Source organism: Pseudomonas sp. NPDC099000 (genome assembly GCF_044759925.1).
Classification (GTDB): Bacteria; Pseudomonadota; Gammaproteobacteria; order Pseudomonadales; family Pseudomonadaceae; genus Aquipseudomonas.
Window position 1 is genome coordinate 23,417 of sequence record NZ_JBIWAF010000011.1, and the last position, 25,965, is coordinate 49,381.

Consider the following 25,965-nt stretch of genomic DNA (forward strand, 5'->3'; position numbering starts at 1 on the left):
TCCCACAATGGATCGGCGTTTACCGCCTGCTTCTCACCACTCATCAGGCCGAGCGTTAGCTCGCCTGCAGCTCTTGATCTTGATCTACCCGCCCCTTCGGGAGGCTGAGTGGAGGTGTTCATCCGGGGAGTGGCGCGTAGCGCCGTTCGACGCAGTCGAACACGCTGCATGTAGGTCGTCGCGAAGCAGACCGGAGGGCAGTGTCCCCGGATGGATACCGGAGCGAAGGAACTCCGAGCCCAGGCGAGGGGCCGGACGCTCGGGGCGAGCCTTTTTTTGCTTACTTTTTTGAGGCGTTTGTCAAAAAAGTGAGTCGCCGTAAGGGCGAAACCGCCAGTCGCCGTTACCGCAGGAATGGATATGTACCCAGTCAACAAGAACCTGGTCGGCTTTAAGGCCGCCAAGGTCAAGATCAAGATAAAAAGATCGCAGCCTCGATTCACTCGTCAGCGCCTACAGGAGATTGATGTACAGGATCAGTGAGCCGTCACCCGCTGGCGCAATCCCGAATGACCAGGCGCCAACGCCAACGCCAACTGCGTCCGGTTATGCATATGCGTCAACCGCAACACCTGCGACACATACAACTTCACCGTGTTCTCGGTAATCCCCAACTCACAGGCAATCTGATAATTGGTCTGCCCCTTGCCCACCAACCGCGCCACCTCCAACTGCCGTGGCGACAACTGACTGAAAATCGCCGGCAACTGCTCACTGACATCGCCATCAGAAAAATCCGACGCCTGCGGACCACGCCGAACCTTATCCAGATCCTGATAAAGATCATCGATCGCCTCAGACAGATACTGCAGCTTCTGATCCAGATGCCCCAGCTGCATACTCTTCTGCCGCTCCTGCACAACCACTTCCTGACGCTGCACCCCTTCGAGCAACTCCCGCAGATCCAGCGGCTTCTGATAGTAATCAGCAACCCCGGCCCGCAGCGCCTTGATCACATCCTGCTTGTCCGCACACCCGGTCAGCATGATGGCTTCGAACACCCGGTACCTGCCGAACAACCGTTGCAACTCCTGAACAAGCTCAATCCCGTTCATGCCCGGCATGTGCAAATCGCAGAGCACCAGGCCGATATCTTCGTCCTCGTTGAAGCGTTCCAACGCTTGATGACTGGACTCGCAGGGCACGCAGCGGTAACCGCTGACTTCGAGGAATTCGCAGAGCTCTTCGACAATCGAAAGCTGATCGTCGACCACAAGGATTTTCACTGCCGAGGTAGGCTTGTTCACGTACAACTCCCATCGGGATCAAGACCGTTGTTGTACCGATAGCCATGGGCCGCACAACGAGTGATTTGAAAGTAGACGCACTTTCCTACTCTGTATATAGAACGGATACCCAGTGAATCCAGCCGAGCGTGAGTAAAAAACCCACCAGCACAAAGGGTGCAAATGGCTGCTTCTTTGACATTCCAGGCTTCAGGTATCGAAGACGACTCCTAAGCTCTTGACCCATATAAAGCCAGACTCTTGGCGCCAGCATCAGCCAAATCACACTGGCCAATCCAGCGCCGATAAAACTGCCTAGAACGTGCGTGCCATCTGTAGCCAGGCCCAGCGATGCCATCAGTTTCACGTCCCCGGCCCCCAGCCGTTTCATCGCGTAGCCAGGCAAAGTGAACGCCAGCGCCAGCAAAAATGCCCAGCCACCCTGCACAGCCTCGGTCCCCAGCCACGTGGTGCCGGTCCATAGCAAATATGCCAGCGCCAACACCGCGGCACCAAGGGTCAGGCCGTTGGCGATGTGCCGTTCTCGAGCATCCTGTGCTGCGCATAGCGTCAGCCAGATCAGTAGGACAAAGCTCTGCATCCGGTAAAAAACGTCCGTTTTGGCTGAATGATTCTATGCTGATATCACGTAGTGATTGTCAGGGTAGACGCAGTCATGGAAACAGGCTTCCCCCGCAAGCAAAAAGGCGCCGTCGCGATTGAATTCGCCTTGGTGTTTGTCATCTTTTTCGCGGTGTTTTACGGGATTGTGAGTTACAGCCTGCCGCTGTTGCTGATGCAGTCGTTCAACCAGTCGACCGCCGAAGCGGTGCGCCGCAGTGTGGCGCTGGATCCGAGCACACCCGGTTACGATGCCGCGCTGCGAAACGTCGCCACCACAGAGTTGAGTCGACAGCTGGCCTGGATTCCTGCAGCGTTGAATTTCAACGTCGCCACCGACGCCAGCGCCACTTATGTGGGCGGCGTGCTGAAGGTCAGCATCCATTACCCCACCAGTAAGTTGAACCAGGTCATTCCGTTTCTGGTGCTGCCGGGAATCGGCCCGGTGCCCAATCTGCCGGCGACGCTCACCGCCAGTTCGAGTCTGCAATTTTGAGTGCCGGGGATAAACTCTTCGGGCGTCTGCTCAACCGCCATCCGCCACCACCGCAGGAAACCGCGGACACCCTGAGTGTGCTGAGCGTCGGCTTGCAGATGCATCTGGATGCCGAAGGTCGAGTGACGCACCTGACCGGCCCGCTGCGGCATGCGCTGGCCCAGCAGAGACCCGCCGCGCAGGCTGCGCATCTACTCGACTTCCTGTTGCCACATTGCAGCCTCTCCGTGGAAGGCCGGCCTGCCGACTGGCAGGGACAACTCCTGGATCTGGATTTTTTCAGCCTCAGCGGACAACCCTTGCACCTGCGCGGCTGGGTCCAGCCGTTGGCTGACACCTGGCTGTTGCAGTTGCTGGACATCGGCGACTTGCTGCTCGAGCGCCGGCAATCGCGCAACCGCGACCAATGCCAGTTGCTCGCGGCGCACATCGGTGAACAGTTGCGTCTGTGCAGCCTGACGCGCCTGCCCGAGGTGCTGGAGGAACAACTGCAAGGCCTGGCCCAGCGCTTTGAGATCCCGTGTATCGCTATCGCGTTGCTCGATGAGCAGGAACAAGGTTGGCAGATTCACCAGCATTACGCGGCCGCCGATGCTCCCCAGCTGTGGCAAAACGGCCAGCGCCTGGGCAGCGGTCTCGACAATTTGAACGGCTCGGCGCCCCAGCGCCTGACGCCCAGTGAACACCCGCGCCTGCAAGGCACCTTCGGTAATGCCGAAGGATTCGCGGTGCCCTATCACGACGCCCAGGGCGTGGTTGCGTGGCTGCTGTGCGGCTTTTTCCCGGTGCAACAACGAGCGCCGGACCTGATCGACCGCGACTGGCTGCAGCTCGTCGGCGCGCTCGCCGCCCCTTTGCTGGAGCGCTTGCGTGAGAACCGGCACCATCTGCAGCTGGAACGGCTGGAATCCCTGCAAGCATTGCTCGGCACCGGATGGTGGGAAGTGTTCAGCGACAGTCGCGAAGTACAATTGGCGCCATCACTGGCCAGCACATTGAACCTGGCGAACACCCGTATGCCGCTGCAGGACTGGCTCGAGCAGGTGCATCCCGCCGACCGCGATGAACTGAACAGTCGACTGCAAGACTTGCAGAACGAAGGCACGTCGTTGCTGCTGTGCGTGCGCCTGCATCGCACCGACGCCGCGCAATCGCCCCTCTGGTATCGCCTGCAAGGCCAGGCGCTGGGCGTTGGCAGAAACCGGCGTCTGGTCGGTTTCATGCTCGACATCAGCGACATCAAAAACCAGCAGCAACACGCCGCCGCGGCCCACGCCCGCCTGGACAACCTGATCGCCAGTTCGCCGGCGGTGATTTACGTGCAGCGCTATGTAGAAGGTGCGCTGGTACCGACTTTCTTCAGCGATAGCCTGTTGCCGTTGCTCGGCTGGACACTCGCCGATTGCACCGCAGGGGCGTTGCTGGAAAGGGTCCATCCCGAGGACCGCGATCACTACTTCGAACGCACCCGCCACTTGCTGCGCGAAGGCTCGGTGCGCGCCCGCTATCGGTTGCGCGACAGTCGCGGTGATTACCACTGGCTGCTCGACGAGGCCAAACTGTTGCGCGACGATCTCGGCCTGCCAGTGGAGGCCGTCGGGCTATGGCTGGACGTCACTGAAGCGACCCTCGCCGCCGAGCAGGTCAAGCAAAGCGAGGAACGTTATCGAATCCTCGTCGAAGACTCTCCGGTGATGATCTGTCGTTATCGCCCGGACCTGACCCTGACCTTCGGCAACCGGCCACTGGCGACGTATCTGGAGTGCCTGCCCGAGCAACTGCCGGGGGTCAATCTGGGCAGCTGGATGTCGCAGGGGCAGCGCGAAGCGTTCCTCCAGCGACTCAGCCAGTTGAGCCCGGAGTTCCCGGTCAGTACGGCCGAGATCAACCTGCAATTGCCGGGGCGGGAACACGCGTGGTGGGTCTGGTCGGATCGCGCTGTGTTCGATGATCAGGGCCGCCTGCTTGAGATCCAGGCCGTGGGCCGCGACAACACCGAAGTACGACGCTCCCAGCAACAACTCACCCAGAGCGCGAAGATGGCCACCCTCGGCGAAATGGCCACCGGGCTGGCCCATGAAATCAATCAACCGCTGAACGTGATGCGCATGGCGATCGTCAACGTGCTCAAGCGCCTGGGCACCGGTGAGGTGCAGATCGATTACCTGACTGACAAGCTCAACCGTATCGATGCACAGGTCCAGCGCGCCGCACGGGTGGTGGATCACATGCGGGTCTTTGGTCGCCGCTCGGAGATCGAGCAGCGCCCGTTCAATCCGGCGCGGGCCATCGAGGGCACGTTGTCGCTGCTGGGCGAAGGCATGCGCGGCAAAGGGGTCGACCTGCGGGTCAGCGAGACCGGTTTTGACGTGCTGGTGCGCGGCCATGTTGATCAGCTGGAACAAGTCCTGATCAACCTGATGGTCAACGCTCGGGATGCGCTGCTCGCCCGACGCGAAACTCGTCCTGAGTTGAAGCCGTGGATTTCGCTGTACACCGAGCACGATGCGCATTCGGTGCGGCTATGGGTCGAGGACAATGGCGGCGGTATCGATCATCGCCTGCTGGAGCGGATTTTCGAACCGTTCTTTACCACCAAACCGGTGGGAGTCGGCACCGGGCTCGGGTTGTCGGTGAGCTACGGCATCGTCGAGAACATGGGCGGTCGCCTGAGCGCAAGAAATTCCGTCGAGGGCGCGCGGTTTTGCGTTGAGCTGCCAATCGCCACCGACGATCAGATCACCAGCGATGCTCGCCCGGAGTGACAGCTGAGGTTGGCGCCGACCTGAATTTTCCCGACCTCTATTCCCAGGGTTTTCAGGACCGTGTTGAGCAGGTTGTCCAGCAATGGACTGAGGATCGAACTCAATGTTGTCGTCAACAGCGATAACACGCCAGAGAGCAGTGAGTTCAGCAAATCGAAGACAGCGCTTAACAGGAAGTTTGGCGTGAACGACGGCGTGTGGACCGTCAATGGCAAGGGGTTGACGGCTTGCGACAAGCCGGAGATCGCGTTGGTGGCCGTCAAGGTGTAAGGCGGATTCGAGGGGGCCAGCCCGACCTTCGGTGGATTGATGAACGTGGACGTAGCACTGGTTGGGGCGACGGGACTGTCGATCCTGAGTTCAGCGCCACCGCCGGAAAACGGAACGCCGGCGTGCCGGATGTCGAGCAAGGTTATGGGCGTGACGCTCAGGGGTACCGTCGAGGAGGCCCAATCCGAATTGACCCGTCCAACCCTCAACTCGGCCACTGTGGTGGTGGCGAAGGCTGTCAGGCTTTTATTGGTCTCGCTGGCGCAGGTGTAATCGGTGACGTAACTGCTGCCGCCACCCGCTTCAAGACTCACATCCAGATTTGGACTGGGCAAAACATACAAGTCGAGTCCCAGTAACCCGGTGACAACGGACAAGATCCCCGTCACTGCACCGAGCAGATTGGTGACCAAAGACAAATCCAGGGTCACCAACACCCGGACCTGGGCGGTTCGCACGTAGATTCGATCGACACCCATTGGCGCAAGTTTTGCCAAAGCTGGATTGCCCACCACTGACAACTGCGGAGGGGCGATCACTTTGAGTTTTGCGGTTGCCCCGAGGCCCAGCCCCAGCAAATTCACTGGAAGGGTGCCTGCCACCGCACTCTTGCTGTTGCCCAGTTCGATAAAAGCCTGAACTAGCTGAAGTGCGTTTATGTTGGCGTTCAAACCGGAAGCAGTGCTGCCCGCCTGCAACTGCAAAATGTCACCCAAGTGCACCTTGAGAGGGCTGACGAGGGTGCTGGCCAGCGCATTCAAACCGATCTGTACGTCCGCCGTAGCGCCATTGGCCTGAGCGACCGTCGCGGCGGCCCGGAGTAACTGGCCCACAGTGACATCGGCACCGAGCAGTTGGGTGTAATCGCCTGCGGCGACCTGCAGGTCAATGGCGAGCTGGTCCATGTATTTGAGCAGGTTGATATTGGCGGCCACTAAACCGTTCCAACTCGCGACGCTCAGGTTGATAGGAGCATCGCTTAAACCGGACAAAAAATCGTTCAGCAAATTAACGTCAACCAACGTGCTGCGAATGCTCAATTGAGCAATCGGCGGTCCCGTAACTGCCGCGACCGCCGTGGCGCTCAGGTTAATGGTTGAGTTAGCAGGAGCGCCACCGAACAGGGCGCCGATGCCGCCGGCGAAACTCTGCTGGACCGAATGGCTGGCGATCACCCGAATGGCTTCACTTTTGCTCGGGTCGGGGCCAAACACTCGAAGGTTATTGGCGTCCAGGGTCAAGGCACCGCAAGCGACCAGCAGGTTGCGATCGGGGCCAGGAAAGGTGAAGCCGTTACGGTTTGCACTGGCGCTGGCATAGACGGTTGCCGTAGCCCCGGTGGCGCAATCCCCCCCTAGCGTGGAAGCTTCGAGTGCGGCCATGTCCGCCACGCGCTGCAGGTCGCGTTTTTCCAGATACAAACGACCGCTGTCGACCACGACCAGCATAAACATCAGGGCCATGCCCAGTGTCAGCGCCGCCATCAAACCGATAGCGCCCCGTTGCCGGACCGGGCCGCAAAACTGCAAGCGGTGAGACATCGCGCACTCCTTTGCCGGTGCACAGCCGAGGGCTACCTCCATGGGTGAACAGCAGTGTAGTCAAGACTTGGCGAAACTGCTGGCAACATGCCAGTGGTTTTGTGGTGTTTATTTGGGTGGGTAGTTGGCGAGAATTCGCCCGACCGTTTCGCGTATCGCCGTGCTGCGATCCGACGGGTTCGTTGTGCGGCTGAGTATCTGCTCGTCACTGCCACGCCACACCAGTTTGCCGTCCTTGCCGTCGAGCAGGTCGATCTGGATGATCGCCACTTTGTAGCTGACGTTACGGGTTTCGTTGTACATCGGCCCGCCCCAGTAGCCGTTCCATGGATTACCCCAAGCGCCGCCGCCGCCGTAGTTGGTGGTTACTTGTTGCTGGCGCTGCTCGACGATCAGATAGGTCTGCACGCTCAAATCGCCCTTTTTGCCATCCGCAGCCGGACGCAGGCCACGCTGATCCAGTTGATCGGTCACCGATTGGCGGATGCGTTGTTCAGTCAGGTCGCTCTTGATCCGTGGGTCATCGGGGCGATATTGCAGGGCGGGTTCTTTCCAGCTCCAGCTGCGATAGGCGGCGAAGTCGCGGCTGGCATCGAAGTCATTATTGACCTGGCTGCCGGCGCAGGCAGTGAGCAGCGCGGCCACAGCCAGTAAAGCGAGACGGCGGAACATGATATTTCTCCGGTTGAAGACATGAACCTGCGCAATGCTTCTTACCTACAGAAGCTAACTAGGAGGATACGCCGACATCGCCTTTTCTACAGCCTCGCGTATCGCATCGGCACGCTCGCTCTGGCTGCCCCGGTTGCTGGTTTCGGCGCTGGCACTCCACACCGGTTGACCGCTCTGAGCGTCAAACAAATCAACGCGCACCACCACGACTTGTTCCTGATAAGTCCGAACGATCGGCACGGTGTTGTACATGCCGTAACCGCTGCCGTAGCGGTTGTAACCGCCATAACCGCCGCCGTAGTAACCATAGTCGTCCCGAACCTGACGCAAGCGGGTTTCCAGGTGCAGGTCGGCGCTGACAAACAGGTCAGCCGGGCGGTTGTTATCGTGCAACGGACGCAAGCCGCGCTGATCGAGGGCGTTGCTGACCGCTTCGGCGACCTGGGCCGAGTCTGCCCAGGCGCTGCCCGGTGGCAGTTGCCCGTCGAGCCAGGCCCAACTGCGGTAACGCCCATAGTCACGCGGCGCTGCCGGGTAGGCGCTGCGGTCGAAGGTGTTGGCCGCCTGAGGCGGTGCGGGCGGCAAGGGGTTGGAGGTCGCCACATAAGGGTTGCTGCCCTGGCAGGCCGCCAACCCGAGACAGATCACCAGTAACCCTGAACGACTTTTCATGTTGCGCTCCGATCAGACTGGCCGACAGATCCAGTGCAAATAGCGCCCAAGCCCGGCAAAACTTGGGTGACGACGGTGAGCCAGCTCCATTTCGAGCAGGTCCACGAGTTCGGCGCGGGCCTGGAATTCCACCGGCATGTAGTCGTGGAAAACCCGCACCCCACTCTGGGTTTCGACCTGCCACAGGCCCTCAAGTTGCGCCGCCAGTTCACGTGGATCAAGGGGCTGCTGCGGGGTCAGGCTCTGCTTCTCGCCGGCCATGTCGTTCTTGCGCATCTTGCGGAAATGGCCTTTGAGCAAGTTGCGGTAGATCAGCGCATCGCGGTTGTAGAAGGCCAGGGAGAGCCAACCCTCCTGTTTGGTCAACTGATGCAGCACCGGCAAGATGGCATGGGGTTCGGCCAGCCATTCGAGGACGGCGTGGCACAGCACCAGGTCGTAAGGCTCGGTGAGCCGGCCGAGCAAATCCTGCCACGGAGCCTGAATGAACGTGGCGGTCTGGCCGGCGGCGGCGAAACGCTGGCGGGCGCCGTCGAGCATCGGTTCGGCGGGTTCGGCCAGCGTGACGTCATGACCACGCTGGGCCAGCCACAACGACATGTGGCCGAGGCCCGCGCCGATATCCAGCACGCGCAGCGGCCGGTCCGGCAGGGTTTCGGCCAGGTCGGCCTGAAGCACCGCCAGGCGGATCGCGCCTTTGGCCCCGCCGTAGATTTTTTCGGCAAACCGGGTCGCCAGTTGATCGAAATGACGATCGCTCATCAGCTGAACCTCCGTTCACTGTCCGCGAGTTTGTTGCGCACCACTTCATTCATGTCCAGTCCCAACTCGCTGCACAGCAGCAATAGATAGAGCACGATGTCGCCAATTTCCTGCCCGGCGTGGGCCAGTTTGTCCGTCGGCAATTGGCGCGACTGGTCTTCGGTCAGCCACTGGAAAATCTCCACCAGCTCGGACATTTCCACACTCGCGGCCATGGCCAGGTTTTTCGGGCTGTGAAATTGCCGCCAGTCATTGCGGTCACGGATGGCGTGCAGGCGTTCGGTCAGTTCAACAAGGTTCATCGGGCTCTCCTGAAGGCGTATAGCTTCGGGGGGATGATCGGGGATGGCAAGTGGGTAGATTGAGTGTGGGAGCAAGCCCGCTCCCACAGGTGCGATGCAACGCTCTATGCTTGTGGGGAACTCGGCACCGTAATCCATGGCCCAAGTCCGGCAAGCACGCCACCACTTACATCAGGACGTTCACGACATGCAGGTAGAAAGTTTCTTCGAATGGCTCGGCCAGGCACTCGGTTCGGTCATCCGGTTTATCGTTGATGGCCTCAGCGGCTTGTTCAACCTGCTGAGCCATGCCGGCAGCAATTTTGTCGAAGGCTTGTCCAGGGCGCTGGGCATGGACACATCGATCATCAGCATCATTACGCTGATCCTGGGGTTGATGCTGCTGTGGTCGGCGATCCGGGCGTTCATGAATGCGTCGATCATCATGGGGATCATCTGGTTGGTGCTGGGGCTTTGGTTGCTGAGCTGGATCATCCACTAACACTCCCGCTCCCACATTAATACGACACCTCCCGCTACAATGCCCGCTCCTCAAGGAGCCTGCATGTCCAACCTGATTGCCGACTGGCGCGACCGCCCTACCCATCGTCGGGTCTGGGCGCTGGCTGCGCCGATGATTCTTTCAAACATTTCGGTTCCGCTGGTGGCACTGGTCGACAGCACCGTCATCGGCCACCTGCCCCACGCCCATCAGTTGGGCGCCGTCGCGGTCGGGGCCAGCCTTTACACCTTCCTGGCCTGGGGCATGGGTTTTCTGCGCATGGGCACCACCGGTTTCGCCGCCCAGGCCGCCGGCCGCGAGGATGGTGCGGCGTTGCGGCAGATTTTGCTGCAGGGTTTGTTGCTGGCGATGGGGCTGGCCATTGTCCTGGGCGCATTGGGCGTTCCGTTGAGCGGCGTCGCGTTGCACTTCATGCAACCCTCGACCGAGCTCGACCAACTCACCCGCGAGTTTTTCCACACACGGCTATTCGGCCTGCCGGCGGCGCTGGCCAGTTATGCACTGGTCGGCTGGTTCCTTGGCACCCAGAACGCCCGGGCGCCGCTGGCGATTCTGCTGAGCACCAACCTGGTGAACATCGCGCTGAACCTGTGGTTCGTGCTCGGACTGGACTGGGGCGTGGTCGGTGCAGCCCGGGCGTCGGTGATCGCCGAATGGACCGGCGCGCTGATCGGCCTGTTCATGACCCGTAAAGCCCTGCGCGCCTATCCCGGTCACATCGCCTGGGCCGCGCTGGCGCTGTGGCAGAGCTGGCGGCCACTGCTGGCGGTCAACCGCGACATTTTCATCCGCAGCCTGGCGCTGCAATCGGTGTTTTTCCTGATCACCGTACAGGGCGCACGGCTCGGTGATGCCACCGTCGCCGCCAATGCTTTGCTGCTCAACGGTTTGCTGCTGACCGCTCACGCACTGGATGGTTTGGCCCATGCCGTGGAAGCCCTGTGCGGGCATGCCATCGGCGCGCGCGATCGAGAGGCGCTGCGTCGCTCATTGGTGGTTGCCTGCGGCTGGTCGTTGCTGGCGAGCCTGGGCTTTGCGGTGCTGTTCGCCTTCGCCGGGCATTTGTTCATCGAAATGCAGACCGACATTCAGAGCGTGCGCGACACCGCGTTTATCTACCTGCCCTACCTCGCCGCGCTGCCGCTGATTGCGGTCTGGAGTTACCTGCTCGACGGGCTGTTCATCGGCGCCACCCGCGCCCGGGAAATGCGCAACGGCATGCTGCTGACGGTCATTCTGCTGCTGCCGTTCGCCTGGGCGCTGCAAGGCCTGGGCAATCATGGGCTGTGGATAACTTTCTTGTTGTTCATGTTGCTGCGCAGCCTGACCCTCGGCGCTTTGGCCTGGTATTTACGCAAGATCGACGGCTGGTTCGCAGGCAAAGCTCACTGAGTCGGCATGGATTTAACGAAGGACGTGACCTCATCCAGCACCGGCGCCAAACCCCGCATGGGCCGAGACAGCGTCGCCACCAGCGTGGCGTGGCCGGTGCGGGCAAAATAGAAGTCCTGAACCCGCACCCCGGCCTGGCGCAACTTCAGCGCCAGGCCACCAGTGTTACGCGTCGGGTTGACCACCTCATCGTCGCGCGAAGCCATCAACAAGGCTGGCGGCGCGCCTCGACTGACGTGGTTGATGGGCTGCGACTGGGGCGGTGAATCCGGCCAGAAGAATACCGGCCGCACATCCGGATTCTGGATAGGCAGAAAATCATAAGGCCCGGCCAGACCGATCCAGCCACTCAGATCGTGCGGCGACATCCCCACCGCTCCCAGCAAACCGGGGTCCAGCGCCAGCATGGCGACGTTATAAGCCCCGGAGCTATGACCCATCAGGTACAGCCGCTGCGGGTTACCGGAAAATTGCCGAATGTGTTTGTGAGTCCAGGCCACGGCTTTGGCGCCATCCTGGAGGAACAATGGATAGCGCACCTGTGGATACAGCCGATAGTCCGCCAGCACCGCAACGATCCCTCGCGACGCCAGTGCCTCGCCGACAAAACCGTAATCACTGCGTGAACCGCTGTTCCAGCTGCCGCCGTAGAAAAACACCACCACCGGAGCGCTCTCCAGAGAATGACGAGGCACATACACATCGAGTTTCTGCCGCGGATCATCGCCGTAGGCAATGCCCTCGGTCTTGTCGAACGTGCTGTCGGGGGTCAGGGCATTGAGCATTTTCAGCGGTGAACATGCCGTCACCATGGCCAGCAAAAAGACGCCCATGGTCAGGCCGAACAGCCAGCGGATTTTACTCGGCATCAATGTCGAACCTCGTGTTCAGGGTTGATCGTTCTGCCACAGGTTGCGCAGGCTATCGAGACGCTCCTGCTGAGTGATGCCCGGTAATGGCTGCACGGGCAAAGCGTCGGGATACTGCAAGCGTAGCCATAACCAGCCATCGAGCACCGGGCGTTCGCTGAAACCCAGCGCCAGCCCCTCCTGCACGAGGGCCCACAGACTGTTGTAGTCGGTCCCGGTGGACCGGCTCCAATGCCAGGCGTGCTGTTCAAGCAGGCAGGTTTGCAAGGTGTCCCGCTGACGAGGCGTCAGGTTTTCTTCGATGGCCAACGGGATGACGGCAAGCCCCGGATTGAACAACTGCTGCCAACCCTGACTGCCGATGGCCCGGTCGGCCCAGGTGCCGCCGAACCAGCGCAACTGACTGATCGGCCCCAGCCAGCGACTCAGTTCAAGAGCATCGCAAGCATCGAAAAAGTAACTGGCGGTGTGGGGGTTGTAGTAGCTCAACAACGCGCGGTGGTGCAGGCCAAAGGTGACCGTGAGCATGCGGCGCAAATGCTCGAGCAACTGCGACGGCGAAGCCTCACTGACCAGTAACAAGCCGCTCCAGATGTGCGGTTCGCGCAGGCACAACTCGGCCAGCGCCGGGCATCCCTTGAGGTCGACCAACACCGGCCCGTGCTCGCGTAACGACTGCAATTCGGTGCCCTCGAACAGCCAGAACCGTCGGGCCTGCGCAAACTGCTCACGCAGCATCGCACCGGCCCGGGGCTGCCCCGGTACGTCGAGCAACAGCCATTGCGCGGTTGAGTCCGGCGCCTGGGCGACGATCATGCCGCACCGCTCTGGCCAAGCCCCGTCACTGCCCGGCAGGTGCAAAAAGCTTGCGTGCAATGGCTGAAACTGCCCCCGCCAGGCAACAGACACAGCAGCACGATCGGTTCGCTGGATTGCAACAAGCGCAATAAACCGTCGCCAGCAGTGTTGTCATCGGTCGCCGCGATGGGTGGAAGTTCGGGCAAGCCTGACGCTTGAGTGAAAGGGGCACCGGGAAGAAACCCGGTGATTAACGGTTGATCCGGATCCCCTTCGATAAAGCTCACCAGCACCTGCGCACCTTCACCCAACGGCATGGCATGCGCGCCACCCAATTCCGGCGCCAACGGCAGCCAGCAGTGGCTGGGGGCAGCGCCTTCACCCTGATAGACCCAGTCAAATTGCACGGCAACCGGCCTGGATGAATCGGGTTGCGGCTCATCGACATCGACCACCCACGCCCGCTGCAGGCTATGCATCCGGGGGCTGATGACCAAATGAGGCGCCGCGAGCGGTAACGCCCCCGCAACAGCGCGGATCTGGTTGCCATAAGCAGACCCCGGCGTCTGCCCTCCCTGATGCTCGACATGGATCAACAGCCAGAGACGGTTCCAGTCCGTACACGGATGGCCGGACAGTAGAACCCGCTGGCCGCTGCGCAACGTGGTCAAGTTCGTCTGACCTTCGCCAGCCTGCGTGTTGCCTTGAACCTTGAACTGCTGCACGCCAGGCTGTTCGGTGTCGAGGTCAAAGACCATCTCGGCTTCCCACTGAAATGGCCCCGGCCCATCACTAAAGACCAGACTGTGCCCGCGCCGGCGATGCTCGAAGTGGTAGTGAAGCCGTTCCTGAGCACACAGACGCTGGAGGAACTGCAGATCCGATTCCCGGTACTGCGTGCAGAAATCACGCGGTGGATAATCGCCGCTCAAGTCAAAGCGCCGATCCTTGCCGGCAATGCCATGTTCCTTGAGTACCTGGGCGAGGATCTCGGGTACAGAGCGGTTGCTGAAGATGCGCTGGCTGAAACGCTGGGCCAGGCAGGCCAGTTTCGGCTTCAGGCGTACACGACAAAGCCTGGGCCCGGCGCCATGGGCAGCCTGGACAAGCTCATGCAACTGCCCATGAAACCCGGTCCCCGGCGGCCCGAGATGCAAAAAGGCCGGGCGGTACAGCAGGCTTGCCAGGTCCAGTGTCGGGTCATCGATCAGCAGATCCACGTCGAACACAAAGGGTTCGCTGATCGCTTCACTGCCGGTAAAGGCCAAAACCTCAACGGGGTCGGGCAGACCCTCTACATCCAGACGAAATGACGGCTCGTTGACTGGATCGAACATCGGCGATTCTCTACAGGAGGGGCGGCCGGGGATTCTCTCCGAGAGAGTTGGCCGAGTAGAGAGCCGAAGTACAACTTAGGAAATGACCTACGCGAAAAGAGGACCAGATCGCTTGGATAGCCGGGGATGTGAGTCATTTCGCTTTAAATCGGGGAAGCATCCCAACAGGCCATCTGAAATTTCCCGCAGCGTGCGGAAAGTTTTCAGACAACCTGCTGAGAGCGGTGCCTTACCTCAAGAAGACAGGTAAGACGAACGGGTCAGGCCCAGGCGCAGAGCGTCGAGGAACTGGGTACGCTCGGCGGCGGTGATGCGCGCACTGGCGCATTTGTCGCGGTAGTGGGTCATCAGCTCTTCCGGCGACAAGTGCACGTAACGCAGCATGTCTTCGATGGTGTCGTGGGTTTCGATACCGGCGTGGTACACGCTACCGTCGGCGTTCTGGTAGATGTTCACCGAGTCGGTGTCACCAAACAGGTTGTGCATGTCGCCGAGAATTTCCTGATAGGCGCCGACCAGGAAGATACCCAGCAGGTAGTCCTCGCCTTCGTTCAAACCGTGAACCGGCAGGCTGGTTTCGATGCTCTGCTCGTCGACGTATTGCTTGATCTTGCCGTCGGAGTCGCAGGTCAGATCCTGCAGCACGGCGCGGCGCAGCGGCTCTTCATCGAGACGGTGCAGCGGCAGAATCGGCAGGACCTGGCCGATGGCCCAGGTGTCCGGCAGGCTCTGGAAGACCGAGAAGTTACAGATGTACTTGTCGGCCAGCTTGTCGTTGAGCTCGTCGAGCACCTGACGGTGCGAACGTTGACGCGCCTTCAACGAGTTGTGCAAGCGACGGCACACGGCGAAGTAGCATTGCTCGGCCAGGGCTTTCTCGGCCAGGGTCAGCTTGCCATCGGCGTACTGGGTGGCCACGTCGCTCATGTAGTGCGTGGCGCGCCAGTAGGTTTCGGTGACCATCTCGATGTCGGTCGGGCCCAACAGGTCAACCAGCCACTGCACGGTTTCCGGCAGCGCTTCCTTATTCTCGATTTGCGGCACGTCGTCGTTGTGCTTCTCGACGTCGGTCACTTGCACCACCAGCATGGCGTGGTGAGCGGTCAGCGAGCGGCCGCTTTCGGAGAAGATGTTCGGGTGCGGCAGGCTCTGCGCGTCGCAGAATTCCTTGAGCATCCCGACCACGACACCGGCGTAATCGTCCATGTCGTAGTTGATCGAACTGGCGTTACGCGAGTGCGTACCGTCGTAGTCAACGCCCAGACCGCCGCCAACGTCGATGTGATCCACCGGCAGGCCAAGGTTACGCAGCTCCCCGTAATAACGGATCGCTTCCTTGAAGCCGTGCTGGTAATCCGCCAGGTTGGCGATCTGCGAACCCATGTGGAAGTGCAGCAGGCGAATGCCCTGATCCAGACCGGCAGCGCGGAAACGCTCGACCACCGACAGCAATTGTGCCGCCGACAGGCCGAACTTGGATTTTTCACCGCCGGTATCTGCCCACTTGCTCGACGCCAGGGACGACAGACGCACGCGCAGGCCGACCTGAGGCTTGACCTTCAGCGAGGCGGCTTCTTCGATCACCAGCCCGACTTCGGATTCTTTCTCGATCACGATGAACACATTGTGGCCCAGCTTCTGGCCCATCAGCGCCAGACGGATAAACTCGCGATCCTTGTAACCATTGCAGACGATGGTGCCGCCCTTCGGCGCCAAGGCCAGCACGGCCAGCAGCTCAGGCTTGGAGCCGGCTTCCAGGCCGATGGACACGTCTTGGGTAGCGATGATGTTCTCGATCACCGCTTCTTGCTGGTTAACCTTGATCGGGTACAACGCGGTGTACTTGCTCTGGTATTCCAGGCGCTCGATGTTGGCGTCGAACGCGCCGGTCAGCTGACGCACGCGGTCTTGCAGAATGTCAGGGAAACGCACCAGCAGCGGCAAGGACAGGCCGCTTTTGCGCAGCTGGTCGACTTGCTCGAAGAGGTCGATAGGCGAACTGGTCGGACCGTTCGGACGAACTTCGACGCGACCGGCGTCATTGATCGCGAAATACCCGGCCCCCCAATGGCGAATCCCGTAAACACTGCGGCTGTCCGCAACTGTCCATTGGCTGCCATCGTCTTTGCGTGTGCGTCTTACGGACATTGAAGTCCCCTATAAAGAAGTCATAGAGCGTCGCCTGGGTTCAGGCCGGCGCAGTCTAAAGAATGAAAATGACGATTAGCCTGCATGCAAGGGCCATAGACCTCACATTCAGCACTGAGTTTAGAAACCGTTCAGAACAGGCTCTGTGAAAACCATGTAGACGACGCCAGGCCAGAGTTGAATCGGGACTGGATCAAGCCGAGGGTGGTTTTCACAGAGGCTGCTAGCCGCCGGACTTCTTCGCTTTGAAACCCAGCTTGATCAGTTCAGCCAAGAGTAGCTCGACATGATCGCCCTGGATTTCGATGATTCCGTCTTTCAACGCTCCCCCGGTCCCACAGCGTTTCTTCAACGTAGTGGCCAGGTCCTTGAGCGCTTCTTCCGCCAACGGCACGCCGGTGATGGTGGTCACCGTCTTGCCGCCGCGCCCCTTGCTTTCGCGACGCACGCGAGCGATGCCGTCGCCGGCGGGGATAACGGTCTGTTTGCAGATGCAGGCGTCCACCGGTTTACTGCAATCCGGGCAATGACGACCTGCGTCGGTGGAAAATACCAGGCCACCAAGGGCGGCGAAGGATGCGGCTTTTTTGGCCACCGGCAATCCTCTTGGGAGGACAAAGACTGGTCGCGGCAACTTGGGAAGCTGCCATCGACCGCGAAGCCCCACTCAGGCAGGGGCAGCGCTACTGAACCGGTACAGACGTGTAGGAGCGAAGCTTGCTCGCGAAGAACGCAAGGACGATGCATACAATCTGGATGCACGCGTTTTCGTTAACGTACTTCGCGAGCAAGCTTCGCTCCTACAGAGAGCAATGCTGGTTCAGCTTGAAAAGGTCGCGCAGTGTAACGGCAAAAAGCCGACTTGCTAAGAGCCAATCGGCGCCAATTTACAGCTCTTTTGCGACGTCCTCGCCAAGGGCGCGCAGATAGCGCTTCAACGCGGCCAGGGAGTCCGGGCAATAAGGCTTTTGCTGAATTTCCAGAAGGACCTGATCGATGGGGAGGAAGCGCGCTTCCAGCACCTCTTCCGGTTGCAGGATCAACGGGCCGTCCCACACAGCCGAGAACGCCGAACACCAGAGGCGATTGCCGGTGTCCTCGAAGAAAAAGTGATCGTGGGCGGTCAACTCCACGCCGCTCACGCCCAGCTCTTCTTCCAGTTCACGGGCAGCCGACTCGGCATACGTCTCGGTGGCGAGCACCATGCCGCCCGCCGCCACATCCCAGTAACCGGGGTAAATGGCTTTGCTCAGGGTTCGACGGTGAACGCACAGCTCACCGGCCGAATTGAACAGCATGATGTAGGTGCCGCGCCCGATCAGCCCGCGTTCGCGCAGGTCGGAACGGACCAGGGCGCCGAGCAGGTTGTCCTGCTCGTCGACCCAGGCGATCTGTTCGGCATCCGAGGCCGCGCGATGGGCGGCCTCTTTGGCGTTATCACCCATGACTCAGCCCTGATTGAGCAATTGACGCAGATCGATCACTGCGGCGTTGGCCCGGGAGATGTAATTGGCCATGACCAGCGAGTGGTTGGCCAGCACGCCAAAGCCGCTGCCGTTGAGGATCATCGGGCTCCACACCGGCTCTTGCGAAGCTTCCAGCTCACGAATGATCTGACGCACGCTGACCGTGGCATTCTTCTTGGCCAGCACATCGGCGAAGTCGACTTCGATAGCGCGCAGCAGATGGGACAAGGCCCAAGCCTGGCCGCGGGCTTCGTAGAACACGTTGTCGATCTGCATCCACGGGGTTTCAACGATTTCTTCATCGACCTGCGGCACCTGACCCGGGGCCAGGACTTCGGTTTTCAGTGCAGTATTGAGCTTGACCCGGCCGACGCTGGCCGACAGCCGTTGCGACAGCGAACCCAAACGGGTACCGACATCGCCCAGCCAGTTGTTCAGGTTGTCGGCGCGAGCATAGAACAGCGCGCTTTTCTGACTTGGATCGGAGAGGCGAGCCTGATAACGGCTCAGGGAATTGATGCCTTCCTGGTATTCGGACTCACTGGAGGGCAGCACCCAACTCTTGTTGTCGAAGTTGAAACGCGGCTCGGCCTTGGCCAGGTCGGCGTCTTCGGTGGACTGCGACTGAGAACGCGCGAAGTCTTTACGCATGGCACGACTCAGGTCGCGGACCTGGACCAGCACGCCATATTCCCAACTCGGTGTGTTGTCCATCCACAGGCCCGGCGGGAAACGGTCGTTGGAAATATAGCCGCCTGGCTTGCTCAGCAACGTGCCGGCGACGGTCTTGAGGGTTTCCACCGTGGTGTACCCGATGACCATTTGCTTGCCTTCTTTCTCGGCTGCCACCTGGGCATTTTGTTGAACCGGGAACAGCGCAGGCTCCTGGCTCCAATACCAACCCAGGCCAATCGTCACCAGCAGGTAAAGGCCAATCAGCGTGGCCAGCGCCCGGCTGAACAACAGGCCGCCGACGTAACTGCGGGTGGCCGATTTCGGTTCAGCGGCACGTTCAGGCGCGCTGCCCGCGCGATTCTTCCAGTCCAGCATGGCGATATCCTTTCAATCACTTGAGTTCATCGGTTCGACCACAACCCTACGCCATCGTGCCTCGTTTGCCGCGCATTAATCGGGTCGAGGCACCACTATAAATGAAGCACACATCTTTGTAGCAGCTGGCGTAGCCTGCGTTCGGCGGCGCAGCAGTCGTGAAATCAGTCGATGCGGTGTTTCAGGAATACCTCGCGCTCAGGTTTTACGACTGCTTCGCAGCCAAACGCAGGCTTCGCCAGCTGCTACAAGTATTGCGTACCGCGGCGAGCCTATGCGACCAGCCAGTCAGAAACTGAATGATGCCGCTTTGCAGATTATTGACACACGACGCTCATGGGATTGGAAAGAGGTGCTAGCATAGAGCCACCAGTCGATCTCAGCATGCACCCTAACTAGTAGTCAGGATATGACCGAGCCAGAAGACCCCAGCCGTGAGCGCCTCAAGCACCACTTTGCCCAGCGGGTAATTCATCAGGCACGTCAGATTCTTGAGATATGGCAGCGCCTGCAACGCAGCGAGTGGTCCACCACCGATTTATCGGAACTGAGCGAGGCCAACCTGCGCCTGCTGCGGTTCGCCGAGCGTTTCGAGCAACCTGAACACACCCAACTGGCGCGCCACATCGGCCAGTCGCTGGAGGCTGTCGACGCCAATCGCGGACGCCTGAGCAGCGGGCTGATCACCGACCTCAACCGCTTGATGCAGCGCCTGTCGCGCACCGGCCTGCGCCACGGCGATCAGCTGGAACAAACCTTTCTGCCGCCGCTGCGCAAGCCGATCTACGTGATGCTGCAGGATCACGACCGCGCCGAGCGCCTGGCCAAGCAGCTGGAATTTTTCGGGCTCAGCGCCCAATCCCTGGACAGCGTTGCTGCGTTTCGCTCCTCAATGGTCGAGCGCCTGCCGGCGGCGATCGTCATGGACGTGGACTTCAGTGGCGCCGGCATCGGCCTGAAACTGGCCGCCGAGGCCCAGGTCGGACTGGACGAGCCTTTACCGCTGCTGTTCTTCAGCTTGCACGAAACCGACACCCCGACCCGCCTCGCCGCCGTGCGCGCCGGTGGCCAGGAATTTCTCACCGGCACCCTCGAAGCTTCGAGCCTGTTGGAGAAGATCGAAGTCCTGACCTGTGTCGCCCAGTACGAACCTTATAAAGTGCTGATCATCGACGACTCCCGCGCCCAGGCCTTGCACACCGAGCGCCTGCTGAACAGCGCCGGAATCGTCACGCGCACCTTGATCGACCCGATTCAGGCCATGGCCGAACTGGCGGACTTTCAGCCGGACCTGATCATCCTCGACATGTACATGCCGACCTGCACCGGCACGGAACTGGCCAAGGTGATCCGGCACAACGACCGCTACGTCAGCGTGCCGATCATTTACCTGTCGGCCGAAGATGACCTGGACAAGCAACTCGACGCCATGAGTGAAGGCGGCGACGACTTCCTGACCAAGCCGATCAAGCCGCGGCACCTGATTACCACCGTGCGCAACCGCGCGGCGCGGGCGCGCAATCTGAAAGCGCGGATGGTGCGCGACAGCCTGACCGGTTTGTACAACCACACCCACATCCTGCAATTGCTCGAAGACTGCAGCTTCCGCGCCCGCCGCGAGAGCAAGCCGCTGAGTTTTGCGATGCTCGACATCGACCACTTCAAACGGGTCAACGACAGCCACGGCCACCCCATGGGCGACCGGGTCATCAAGAGCCTGGCGCTGTTCCTCAAGCAGCGGTTGCGCAAGACCGATTTCATCGGTCGCTATGGCGGTGAAGAATTCGCCATTGTCATGCCGGACACCGATCTCGAAGCGGCGCACAAAGTGCTCGATGAAATCCGTCAGCGGTTTGCCGAAATCCACTACCCGGCCCAGCCCCAGGATTTGTGGTGCACCTTCAGTGCCGGGGTGGTGGAGCTGTGCGAACACTCCGACAGCCTGATGATGGCCAGCCAGGCCGACGAAGCGCTGTACCGCGCCAAGGACGGTGGACGTAACCGCGTGCAGGCTGCGCGGACGTCAAAGCAAAGTGCCACTTTTTCATCGGAATGGACCCATTCGGTCATAACCCTGTAACAGAAACGCAATAACTTCAGGCGCTTACCATTCTGCCGTTGGTAGACCCGCGATGCGCCTGAAGCTGCTGACCAATCTCAATACCCTCCTTTTAGTCGCCGTGTGCGTGGCCCTTGGCGCGACGCTCTGGTGGTCACAAAAAGCCCTCGAGCGCCCCTATCTGCTGATGGAGCGTTACCTCGGTTTGTCCCAGCAATTTCAAAATGAAGTGGCGCGCAACGTCGAGGATTACCTCGCCAGCGGCGATGCCCTGCGCCTGAGCAGCGCCAGCCAGGCCATCGACAACCTGCAAAAAGAGCTCGGCGAGTTGCCGCCGGCCCTGTCCGACACCTTGCGTCCGAGCCTGTCGAACCTGAGTGAATTCAGCAAAACCGATCTGCTGGCCGCCGGCAAACTCGCCGGCGATCCTCAGGCGCTGCTGCTGCAAGCCGAACGCGAACTCGGCGCAAGCCTCGACCAACTCAGCCAATACGCCAGCGGCAACGCGGCGTACCTCGCACCCTTGCTCGCCGCATCCCAGCATTTGGGCAAACTGTCGTTGGCCCGGGACAAACTGGTCAGCAGCGGTCGCAGTGAACTGGCCGCCGATGTCGAGCGCGAAGTCGCCAGCATCCGTGCGCAGTCTGAGCTGATCGGCGCCTTGCCGCTGCTCGGCGTGGCCGCGAGCAGCGAATCCGGCACCGATGATTTCGCCGCGATGATGGGGTTGGAGAACACCGAAAAAACCGTCGCCGAAGATGCCGGTGTCGGCCTCAAACGGGAACTCAACAGCTTGCTGACGCGTTACCCCGCTGAACTGGCGCGCACTCGCGAGCAGATCCAGAAACGCACCGACCTCAGCACCGCGACGCACCTGAAAATTGCCGACGTGCAGCAGGCCATTGCCGGACTGGAGCCGGTGGTCCGCGCCCAGCACGGGCAGATCCAGGGCGAAGTGCGCTTGATGCAAGGCGTGATGATCGGCCTGATCCTGCTGATCGCGTTGCTGATCGACACCTTGCAACGGAAACTGGCCCGGACGCTGACCAACCTCGCCCCGGCCCTGTCGACCTGGGCCGAAGGCGACTTCAGCCAGGACATTCAACTGGGCAAAACCAATCGTGAACTGCATGACATTGAAGCCTCGCTCAATCGCTTGCGCGCCTATCTGGTGGACCTGGTGGGGACCATTCGCCTCAATGCCGAGCAAGTCGCCGGCAGCAGCCGCACCCTGGCTGAGTTGAGCAACGACTTGCACAGCGGCGCCGAACACCAGGCCGGCGATACGGCGCTGATCCGTGATTCTCTCGGTGAACTGGAGGCGACGATTCAACAGGTCGCCGGCGATGCCAGCCAGGCCGCCGACGCCAGTCGCCATGCCGGACAAGCAGTCGAGCACGGCCAGAAAGTCATCGGCCTGAGCCTCACCGGCCTGCATGCGCTGGTGGGTGAAGTGCAAGGCAATGCGCAAATGATCGAGCACCTGGCCGAAGAGTCGGCGACCATCGGCGGCGTGTTGACGGTGATCCGCTCGATTGCCGACCAGACCAACCTGCTGGCCCTGAACGCCGCCATCGAAGCCGCCCGCGCCGGGGAGATGGGTCGAGGGTTTGCGGTGGTGGCGGAGGAGGTTCGCTCACTGGCGCAACGCACGGCCGGGGCCACGGCAGAGATCCAGACCCTGATCGCCGGCCTGCAAACCGCCGCGCGGCAATCGGTGGAAGGCATGCGCTCCCAGGTCGAACACGCCGAAGCCACGGCCAATCAGGCTCAGGCTGCCGATGGCGCGCTGGATAAAATCGTCGGGGCGATCCAGACCATTTCTGACACCGCCGTGCGCATTGCCGATGTCACTGCGCAGCAGAGTGGTGCCGTCAGTGAGATCCGCGATCACAGCGAACGTATCCACCAATTGGGTGGGGATAACTTGCTGCGCATCGGCGAAGGACGCGTGCAGGGGGAGAATCTCTTGGTGTTGGGCGGGCGGTTGCATACAGCCGTTCAGGCTTTCCGCGTTTGACAGACCACCACGCCCTGTAGGAGCGGGGCTTGCCCGCGAACCATACTGCGGTTACTCAGGCAAACCGCGTAATCGTTCTTCGCGGGCAAGCCTCGCTCCTACAGGGGCGGGGCAATCCGAACGACTGTCCGCTATCATGCCCCCAATTCCGATACGCGAGATTGTCATGCGCCGTTTGCTTTGCCTGCTGCTTTTAGTGCTCGCCCTGCCGGCCGCCGCCGCCGGGTTGCTGGAGAGTCGGCCCAGTTCCACCCTGGGCTCGATCAACAACAGCGCCGACTTCCTGCCGGTGCGCGAGGCGTTTCAGTTGAGCCTGGTCGACAGCACGCCGCAATCGATCAAGCTGCGTTTCGTCGCGACCGAGGGTTATTACCTCTATCGGCACCGCTTTCAGTTTCGCGCCGAACCGGCCGAGGTTGTCCTTGGCGCGGCGCAATTGCCCAAGGGCGAGCAAAAGCACGATGAGTACTTTGGCGATGTCGAGGTCTATCACGGCATTCTCGACATCGAAGTACCGCGCACCGATCCGCGTGCCTTCACGCTGGCGGTGACCTATCAGGGCTGCGCCGACAAGGGCCTGTGTTATCCGCCCGAAACCGAACGCCTGAACATTGAAGGCGTTGGCGCACCGACACCCACCACGGCCCAGAGCTGGAGTTGGCGCGAACTCGCCTTGTTCTTTCTCGCCGGCTTGGGATTGACCTTCACCCCGTGCGTGCTGCCGATGCTGCCGATTCTCTCGGGCGTGGTATTGCGTGGTCAGGTCGGCGGGTTGCGCGGCTTCAATCTGTCGCTCGCTTACGTGCTGCCGATGGCCGTCTGCTTCGCCATTCTGGGGGCGTTGATGGGCATGTTCGGCGCTCAGCTCAACCTTCAGGCGCGCCTGCAATCGGCGTGGGTGCTGGTGCCGTTCGCGATGTTTTTTGCGGTGTTTGCCCTCGCGATGTTCGGGGTGTTCGAACTCAAGTTGCCACAGGCCATCAGCAGTCGCCTCGACCGGATCGCCGGGCGCACCGAGGGCGGTTCGCTCTGGGGCGCCGCTGTGCTGGGCGTGGTGTCCAGCCTCCTGGTGTCGCCCTGCGTGTCGGCACCACTGGCCGGTGCGCTGCTGTACATCAGCGCCAGCGGCGATGCGTTGGGGGGCGGATTGAAACTGTTCATGCTCGGCCTGGGCATGGGCGCTCCGCTGTTACTCGTGGCCACCGGCGGCGCAGCCTGGCTCCCGAAAAGCGGGCCGTGGCTGGTCTATGTGAAAAATGCGATTGGCGTGTTGTTGCTGGGATTGGCGATCGGGCTGGTCAGTCGCGTATTGCCGGGGCAGATCACCTTGCTGCTGATCGGTTTGCTGGCCGGTGGCGTCGGCTTGTTCATGGGCGCACTGGAGTTCGTCTACAAACCGCCTCGAAAACGCCTTGGCCAACTGCTCGGGATGTTCCTGCTGTTTTACGCGCTGGCCTGTTGGTTCGGGGCGTTCAGCGGGCAGACCGACCCGTTCAACCCGATTGGCCAACCGCGCATGACTGCCGGCAATGAACAGCCGCAAAACACCAGCGCCTGGCAAACCATCAGCACCCCGGCGGACCTCGATCGCGTCCTCGCCGAAGCCCGATCCGCCGGCACCCCGCTGCTGCTCGACTGGTACGCCGACTGGTGCATCAGCTGCAAAGTCATCGAACGCGAAGTGCTCAGCGACGCCACCGTCGTCGAACGCCTGAAGGGCTATCGCCTCGTCCGCTTCGACATCACCGCCAGCAACGCCGAACAGCGCGCCCTGCTTGATCGTTACAAACTGTTCGGCCCTCCGGCCCTGATGTTTTTCGGCAAGGACGGTGTCGAACGCGCCGATGTACGAGTGATCGGCGAGATCAGCGCCACCGACTTCGCCGAACGTGTTGCGAAAGCAAATGACCGGATTTAATAAGCCGGTCACATATTTCGCGCAAACATCGGCCATCGTGCTGGCTATTGCATAGAACTGGACAGTCACAAAGGCTTTGCGGCATAGTCGCCGGGTTCTGACAACTGCACACAGATAACAAGGAACAGCAGATGGCGACGCTATTGGTTCTGCACGGCCCCAACCTGAACTTGCTCGGCACCCGCGAACCGGGCACCTATGGCGCTACGACACTGGCGCAGATCAACCAGGACCTGGAACGCCGTGCCCGTGAAGCCGGCCATCATTTGCTGTACCTGCAAAGCAACGCCGAGTACGAATTGATCGACCGCATCCACGCCGCGAAAGGCGAAGGTGTGGACTTCATTCTGATCAACCCAGCAGCTTTTACGCACACAAGTGTCGCATTACGTGACGCGCTGCTGGCGGTGAGCATCCCATTCATCGAAGTGCATTTGTCTAACGTGCACAAACGCGAACCTTTCCGCCATCACTCTTACTTCTCCGACGTAGCGGTGGGAGTGATCTGCGGCCTTGGCGCCAGCGGTTATCGACTGGCCCTGGAGGCTGCCCTGGAACAGCTTGAACAACAAGCTATACGCCCCTGACCGACCCTTGGGAGTTGATGATTCATGGATATCCGTAAAGTTAAGAAACTGATCGAACTGCTGGAAGAGTCCGGCATCGACGAGCTCGAGATCAAGGAAGGCGAAGAGTCCGTACGCATCAGTCGTCATAGCAAGACCCCGGCTCAGCAGTTCTACGCACCGGCTCCGATGCAAGCACCGGCGGCTGCGCCAGTGGCTGCTGCTCCGGTTGCCGCTGCAGCGCCTGCTGCTCCGGCCGCGCCAGTGCTGAACGGCACCGTTGCCCGTTCGCCGATGGTCGGCACCTTCTATCGCAAATCTTCGCCAAGCTCGCCGTCCTTCGTTGAAGTCGGCCAGACCGTGAAAAAAGGCGACACTCTGTGCATCGTCGAAGCCATGAAGATGATGAACCACATCGAAGCTGAAACCAGCGGTGTGATCGAATCCATCCTCGTCGAAGACGGCCAGCCGGTTGAGTACGACCAACCGCTGTTCACCATCGTTTGAACCGCG

The 25,965-nt window shown here is 60.9% G+C and carries 23 protein-coding genes; 9 read left to right on the forward strand and 14 right to left on the reverse strand.

The features are described 5' to 3' along the window. Positions 1-476: 476 nt before the first annotated feature. Both ACIQV9_RS15355 and ACIQV9_RS15360 read right to left on the reverse strand, forming a co-directional pair. Positions 477-1,247, reverse strand: a complete 771-nt coding sequence (locus ACIQV9_RS15355) for a response regulator transcription factor (RefSeq protein ID WP_403102827.1) — start codon at positions 1,245-1,247, stop codon at positions 477-479. A gap of 85 nt (positions 1,248-1,332) precedes the next feature. Next, the gene (locus ACIQV9_RS15360; RefSeq protein WP_403102830.1) at positions 1,333-1,827 is read right to left on the reverse strand and encodes a prepilin peptidase; all 495 of its coding nucleotides are present in this window, start codon (positions 1,825-1,827) and stop codon (positions 1,333-1,335) included. 75 nt (positions 1,828-1,902) lie between these two features. Here ACIQV9_RS15360 and ACIQV9_RS15365 point away from each other — a divergent pair, with 75 nt between their 5' ends. After that, positions 1,903-2,343, forward strand: a complete 441-nt coding sequence (locus tag ACIQV9_RS15365; RefSeq protein ID WP_403102833.1) for a TadE/TadG family type IV pilus assembly protein — start codon at positions 1,903-1,905, stop codon at positions 2,341-2,343. Continuing rightward, positions 2,340-5,108 carry an ATP-binding protein gene (locus ACIQV9_RS15370; protein ID WP_403102834.1) on the forward strand — a complete coding sequence of 923 codons (2,769 nt, stop codon included), beginning with the start codon at positions 2,340-2,342 and terminating at the stop codon, positions 5,106-5,108. The genes ACIQV9_RS15365 and ACIQV9_RS15370 overlap by 4 nt, the downstream gene beginning before the upstream one ends. Here the strand turns inward: ACIQV9_RS15370 and ACIQV9_RS15375 are convergent. The 5 genes from ACIQV9_RS15375 to ACIQV9_RS15395 all read right to left on the reverse strand — a co-directional run bounded on the left by ACIQV9_RS15375 (position 5,078) and on the right by ACIQV9_RS15395 (position 9,327). Further along, positions 5,078-6,919 carry a pilus assembly protein TadG-related protein gene (locus ACIQV9_RS15375; protein ID WP_403102836.1) on the reverse strand — a complete coding sequence of 614 codons (1,842 nt, stop codon included), beginning with the start codon at positions 6,917-6,919 and terminating at the stop codon, positions 5,078-5,080. The two genes, ACIQV9_RS15370 and ACIQV9_RS15375, sit on opposite strands and share 31 nt — an antisense overlap. Before the next feature lie 108 nt (positions 6,920-7,027). Next, positions 7,028-7,591 (reverse strand): DUF4136 domain-containing protein, encoded by a 564-nt coding sequence (locus ACIQV9_RS15380; protein WP_403102838.1) that lies wholly within the window; start codon positions 7,589-7,591, stop codon positions 7,028-7,030. A 54-nt stretch (positions 7,592-7,645) separates the two neighbouring features. Beyond that, positions 7,646-8,263: a DUF4136 domain-containing protein gene (locus ACIQV9_RS15385; protein WP_403102841.1), complete on the reverse strand. Its 618-nt coding sequence runs from the start codon at positions 8,261-8,263 to the stop codon at positions 7,646-7,648. A 12-nt stretch (positions 8,264-8,275) separates the two neighbouring features. Then, the gene (locus tag ACIQV9_RS15390; protein WP_403102844.1) at positions 8,276-9,025 is read right to left on the reverse strand and encodes a methyltransferase domain-containing protein; all 750 of its coding nucleotides are present in this window, start codon (positions 9,023-9,025) and stop codon (positions 8,276-8,278) included. Beyond that, positions 9,025-9,327 (reverse strand): MazG-like family protein, encoded by a 303-nt coding sequence (locus tag ACIQV9_RS15395; protein ID WP_403102846.1) that lies wholly within the window; start codon positions 9,325-9,327, stop codon positions 9,025-9,027. Before ACIQV9_RS15395 ends, ACIQV9_RS15390 begins: the two co-directional genes overlap by 1 nt. Before the next feature lie 187 nt (positions 9,328-9,514). Here ACIQV9_RS15395 and ACIQV9_RS15400 point away from each other — a divergent pair, with 187 nt between their 5' ends. Then, a complete protein-coding gene (locus ACIQV9_RS15400; RefSeq protein WP_403102849.1) occupies positions 9,515-9,808 on the forward strand; it encodes a hypothetical protein in 294 nt (97 codons plus the stop codon). 63 nt (positions 9,809-9,871) lie between these two features. Further along, a complete protein-coding gene (locus tag ACIQV9_RS15405) occupies positions 9,872-11,221 on the forward strand; it encodes an MATE family efflux transporter (RefSeq protein WP_403102851.1) in 1,350 nt (449 codons plus the stop codon). On the opposite strand, the gene ACIQV9_RS15410 is transcribed toward ACIQV9_RS15405, so the two are convergent. From ACIQV9_RS15410 to ACIQV9_RS15440, 7 genes are all read right to left on the reverse strand, one after another. Beyond that, entirely contained in the window at positions 11,215-12,090 is an 876-nt protein-coding gene (locus tag ACIQV9_RS15410) for an alpha/beta hydrolase (protein ID WP_403102854.1), read from the reverse strand. The two genes, ACIQV9_RS15405 and ACIQV9_RS15410, sit on opposite strands and share 7 nt — an antisense overlap. A gap of 18 nt (positions 12,091-12,108) precedes the next feature. After that, a complete protein-coding gene (locus tag ACIQV9_RS15415; protein WP_403102864.1) occupies positions 12,109-12,906 on the reverse strand; it encodes a DUF4123 domain-containing protein in 798 nt (265 codons plus the stop codon). Continuing rightward, positions 12,903-14,225: a type VI secretion system Vgr family protein gene (locus ACIQV9_RS15420; RefSeq protein ID WP_403102867.1), complete on the reverse strand. Its 1,323-nt coding sequence runs from the start codon at positions 14,223-14,225 to the stop codon at positions 12,903-12,905. Before ACIQV9_RS15420 ends, ACIQV9_RS15415 begins: the two co-directional genes overlap by 4 nt. A gap of 234 nt (positions 14,226-14,459) precedes the next feature. Next, positions 14,460-16,373, reverse strand: coding sequence for an arginine decarboxylase (speA, locus tag ACIQV9_RS15425; RefSeq protein WP_403102869.1), 1,914 nt, complete (start codon positions 16,371-16,373; stop codon positions 14,460-14,462). A gap of 223 nt (positions 16,374-16,596) precedes the next feature. Next, positions 16,597-16,968, reverse strand: a complete 372-nt coding sequence (locus ACIQV9_RS15430) for a translation initiation factor Sui1 (protein ID WP_010463867.1) — start codon at positions 16,966-16,968, stop codon at positions 16,597-16,599. 292 nt (positions 16,969-17,260) lie between these two features. Then, positions 17,261-17,818, reverse strand: a complete 558-nt coding sequence (locus tag ACIQV9_RS15435) for an NUDIX hydrolase (protein ID WP_403102872.1) — start codon at positions 17,816-17,818, stop codon at positions 17,261-17,263. Between the two features lie 3 nt (positions 17,819-17,821). Continuing rightward, positions 17,822-18,889, reverse strand: a complete 1,068-nt coding sequence (locus ACIQV9_RS15440) for a DUF2333 family protein (protein WP_403102875.1) — start codon at positions 18,887-18,889, stop codon at positions 17,822-17,824. Between the two features lie 409 nt (positions 18,890-19,298). Here ACIQV9_RS15440 and gcbA point away from each other — a divergent pair, with 409 nt between their 5' ends. The 5 genes from gcbA to accB all read left to right on the forward strand — a co-directional run bounded on the left by gcbA (position 19,299) and on the right by accB (position 25,959). Beyond that, positions 19,299-20,969, forward strand: coding sequence for a diguanylate cyclase GcbA (gene gcbA, locus ACIQV9_RS15445; protein WP_403102884.1), 1,671 nt, complete (start codon positions 19,299-19,301; stop codon positions 20,967-20,969). A 955-nt stretch (positions 20,970-21,924) separates the two neighbouring features. Further along, complete coding sequence (locus ACIQV9_RS15450) at positions 21,925-22,968, forward strand: methyl-accepting chemotaxis protein (protein ID WP_403103095.1); 1,044 nt, start codon at positions 21,925-21,927, stop codon at positions 22,966-22,968. A 166-nt stretch (positions 22,969-23,134) separates the two neighbouring features. After that, positions 23,135-24,886 carry a protein-disulfide reductase DsbD gene (locus ACIQV9_RS15455; RefSeq protein WP_403102887.1) on the forward strand — a complete coding sequence of 584 codons (1,752 nt, stop codon included), beginning with the start codon at positions 23,135-23,137 and terminating at the stop codon, positions 24,884-24,886. Positions 24,887-25,017: 131 nt separating this feature from the next. Then, positions 25,018-25,473: a type II 3-dehydroquinate dehydratase gene (gene aroQ / locus ACIQV9_RS15460; RefSeq protein WP_010463880.1), complete on the forward strand. Its 456-nt coding sequence runs from the start codon at positions 25,018-25,020 to the stop codon at positions 25,471-25,473. 24 nt (positions 25,474-25,497) lie between these two features. Further along, complete coding sequence (accB, locus tag ACIQV9_RS15465) at positions 25,498-25,959, forward strand: acetyl-CoA carboxylase biotin carboxyl carrier protein (protein WP_403102889.1); 462 nt, start codon at positions 25,498-25,500, stop codon at positions 25,957-25,959. The last annotated feature ends 6 nt before the right edge of the window (positions 25,960-25,965 follow it).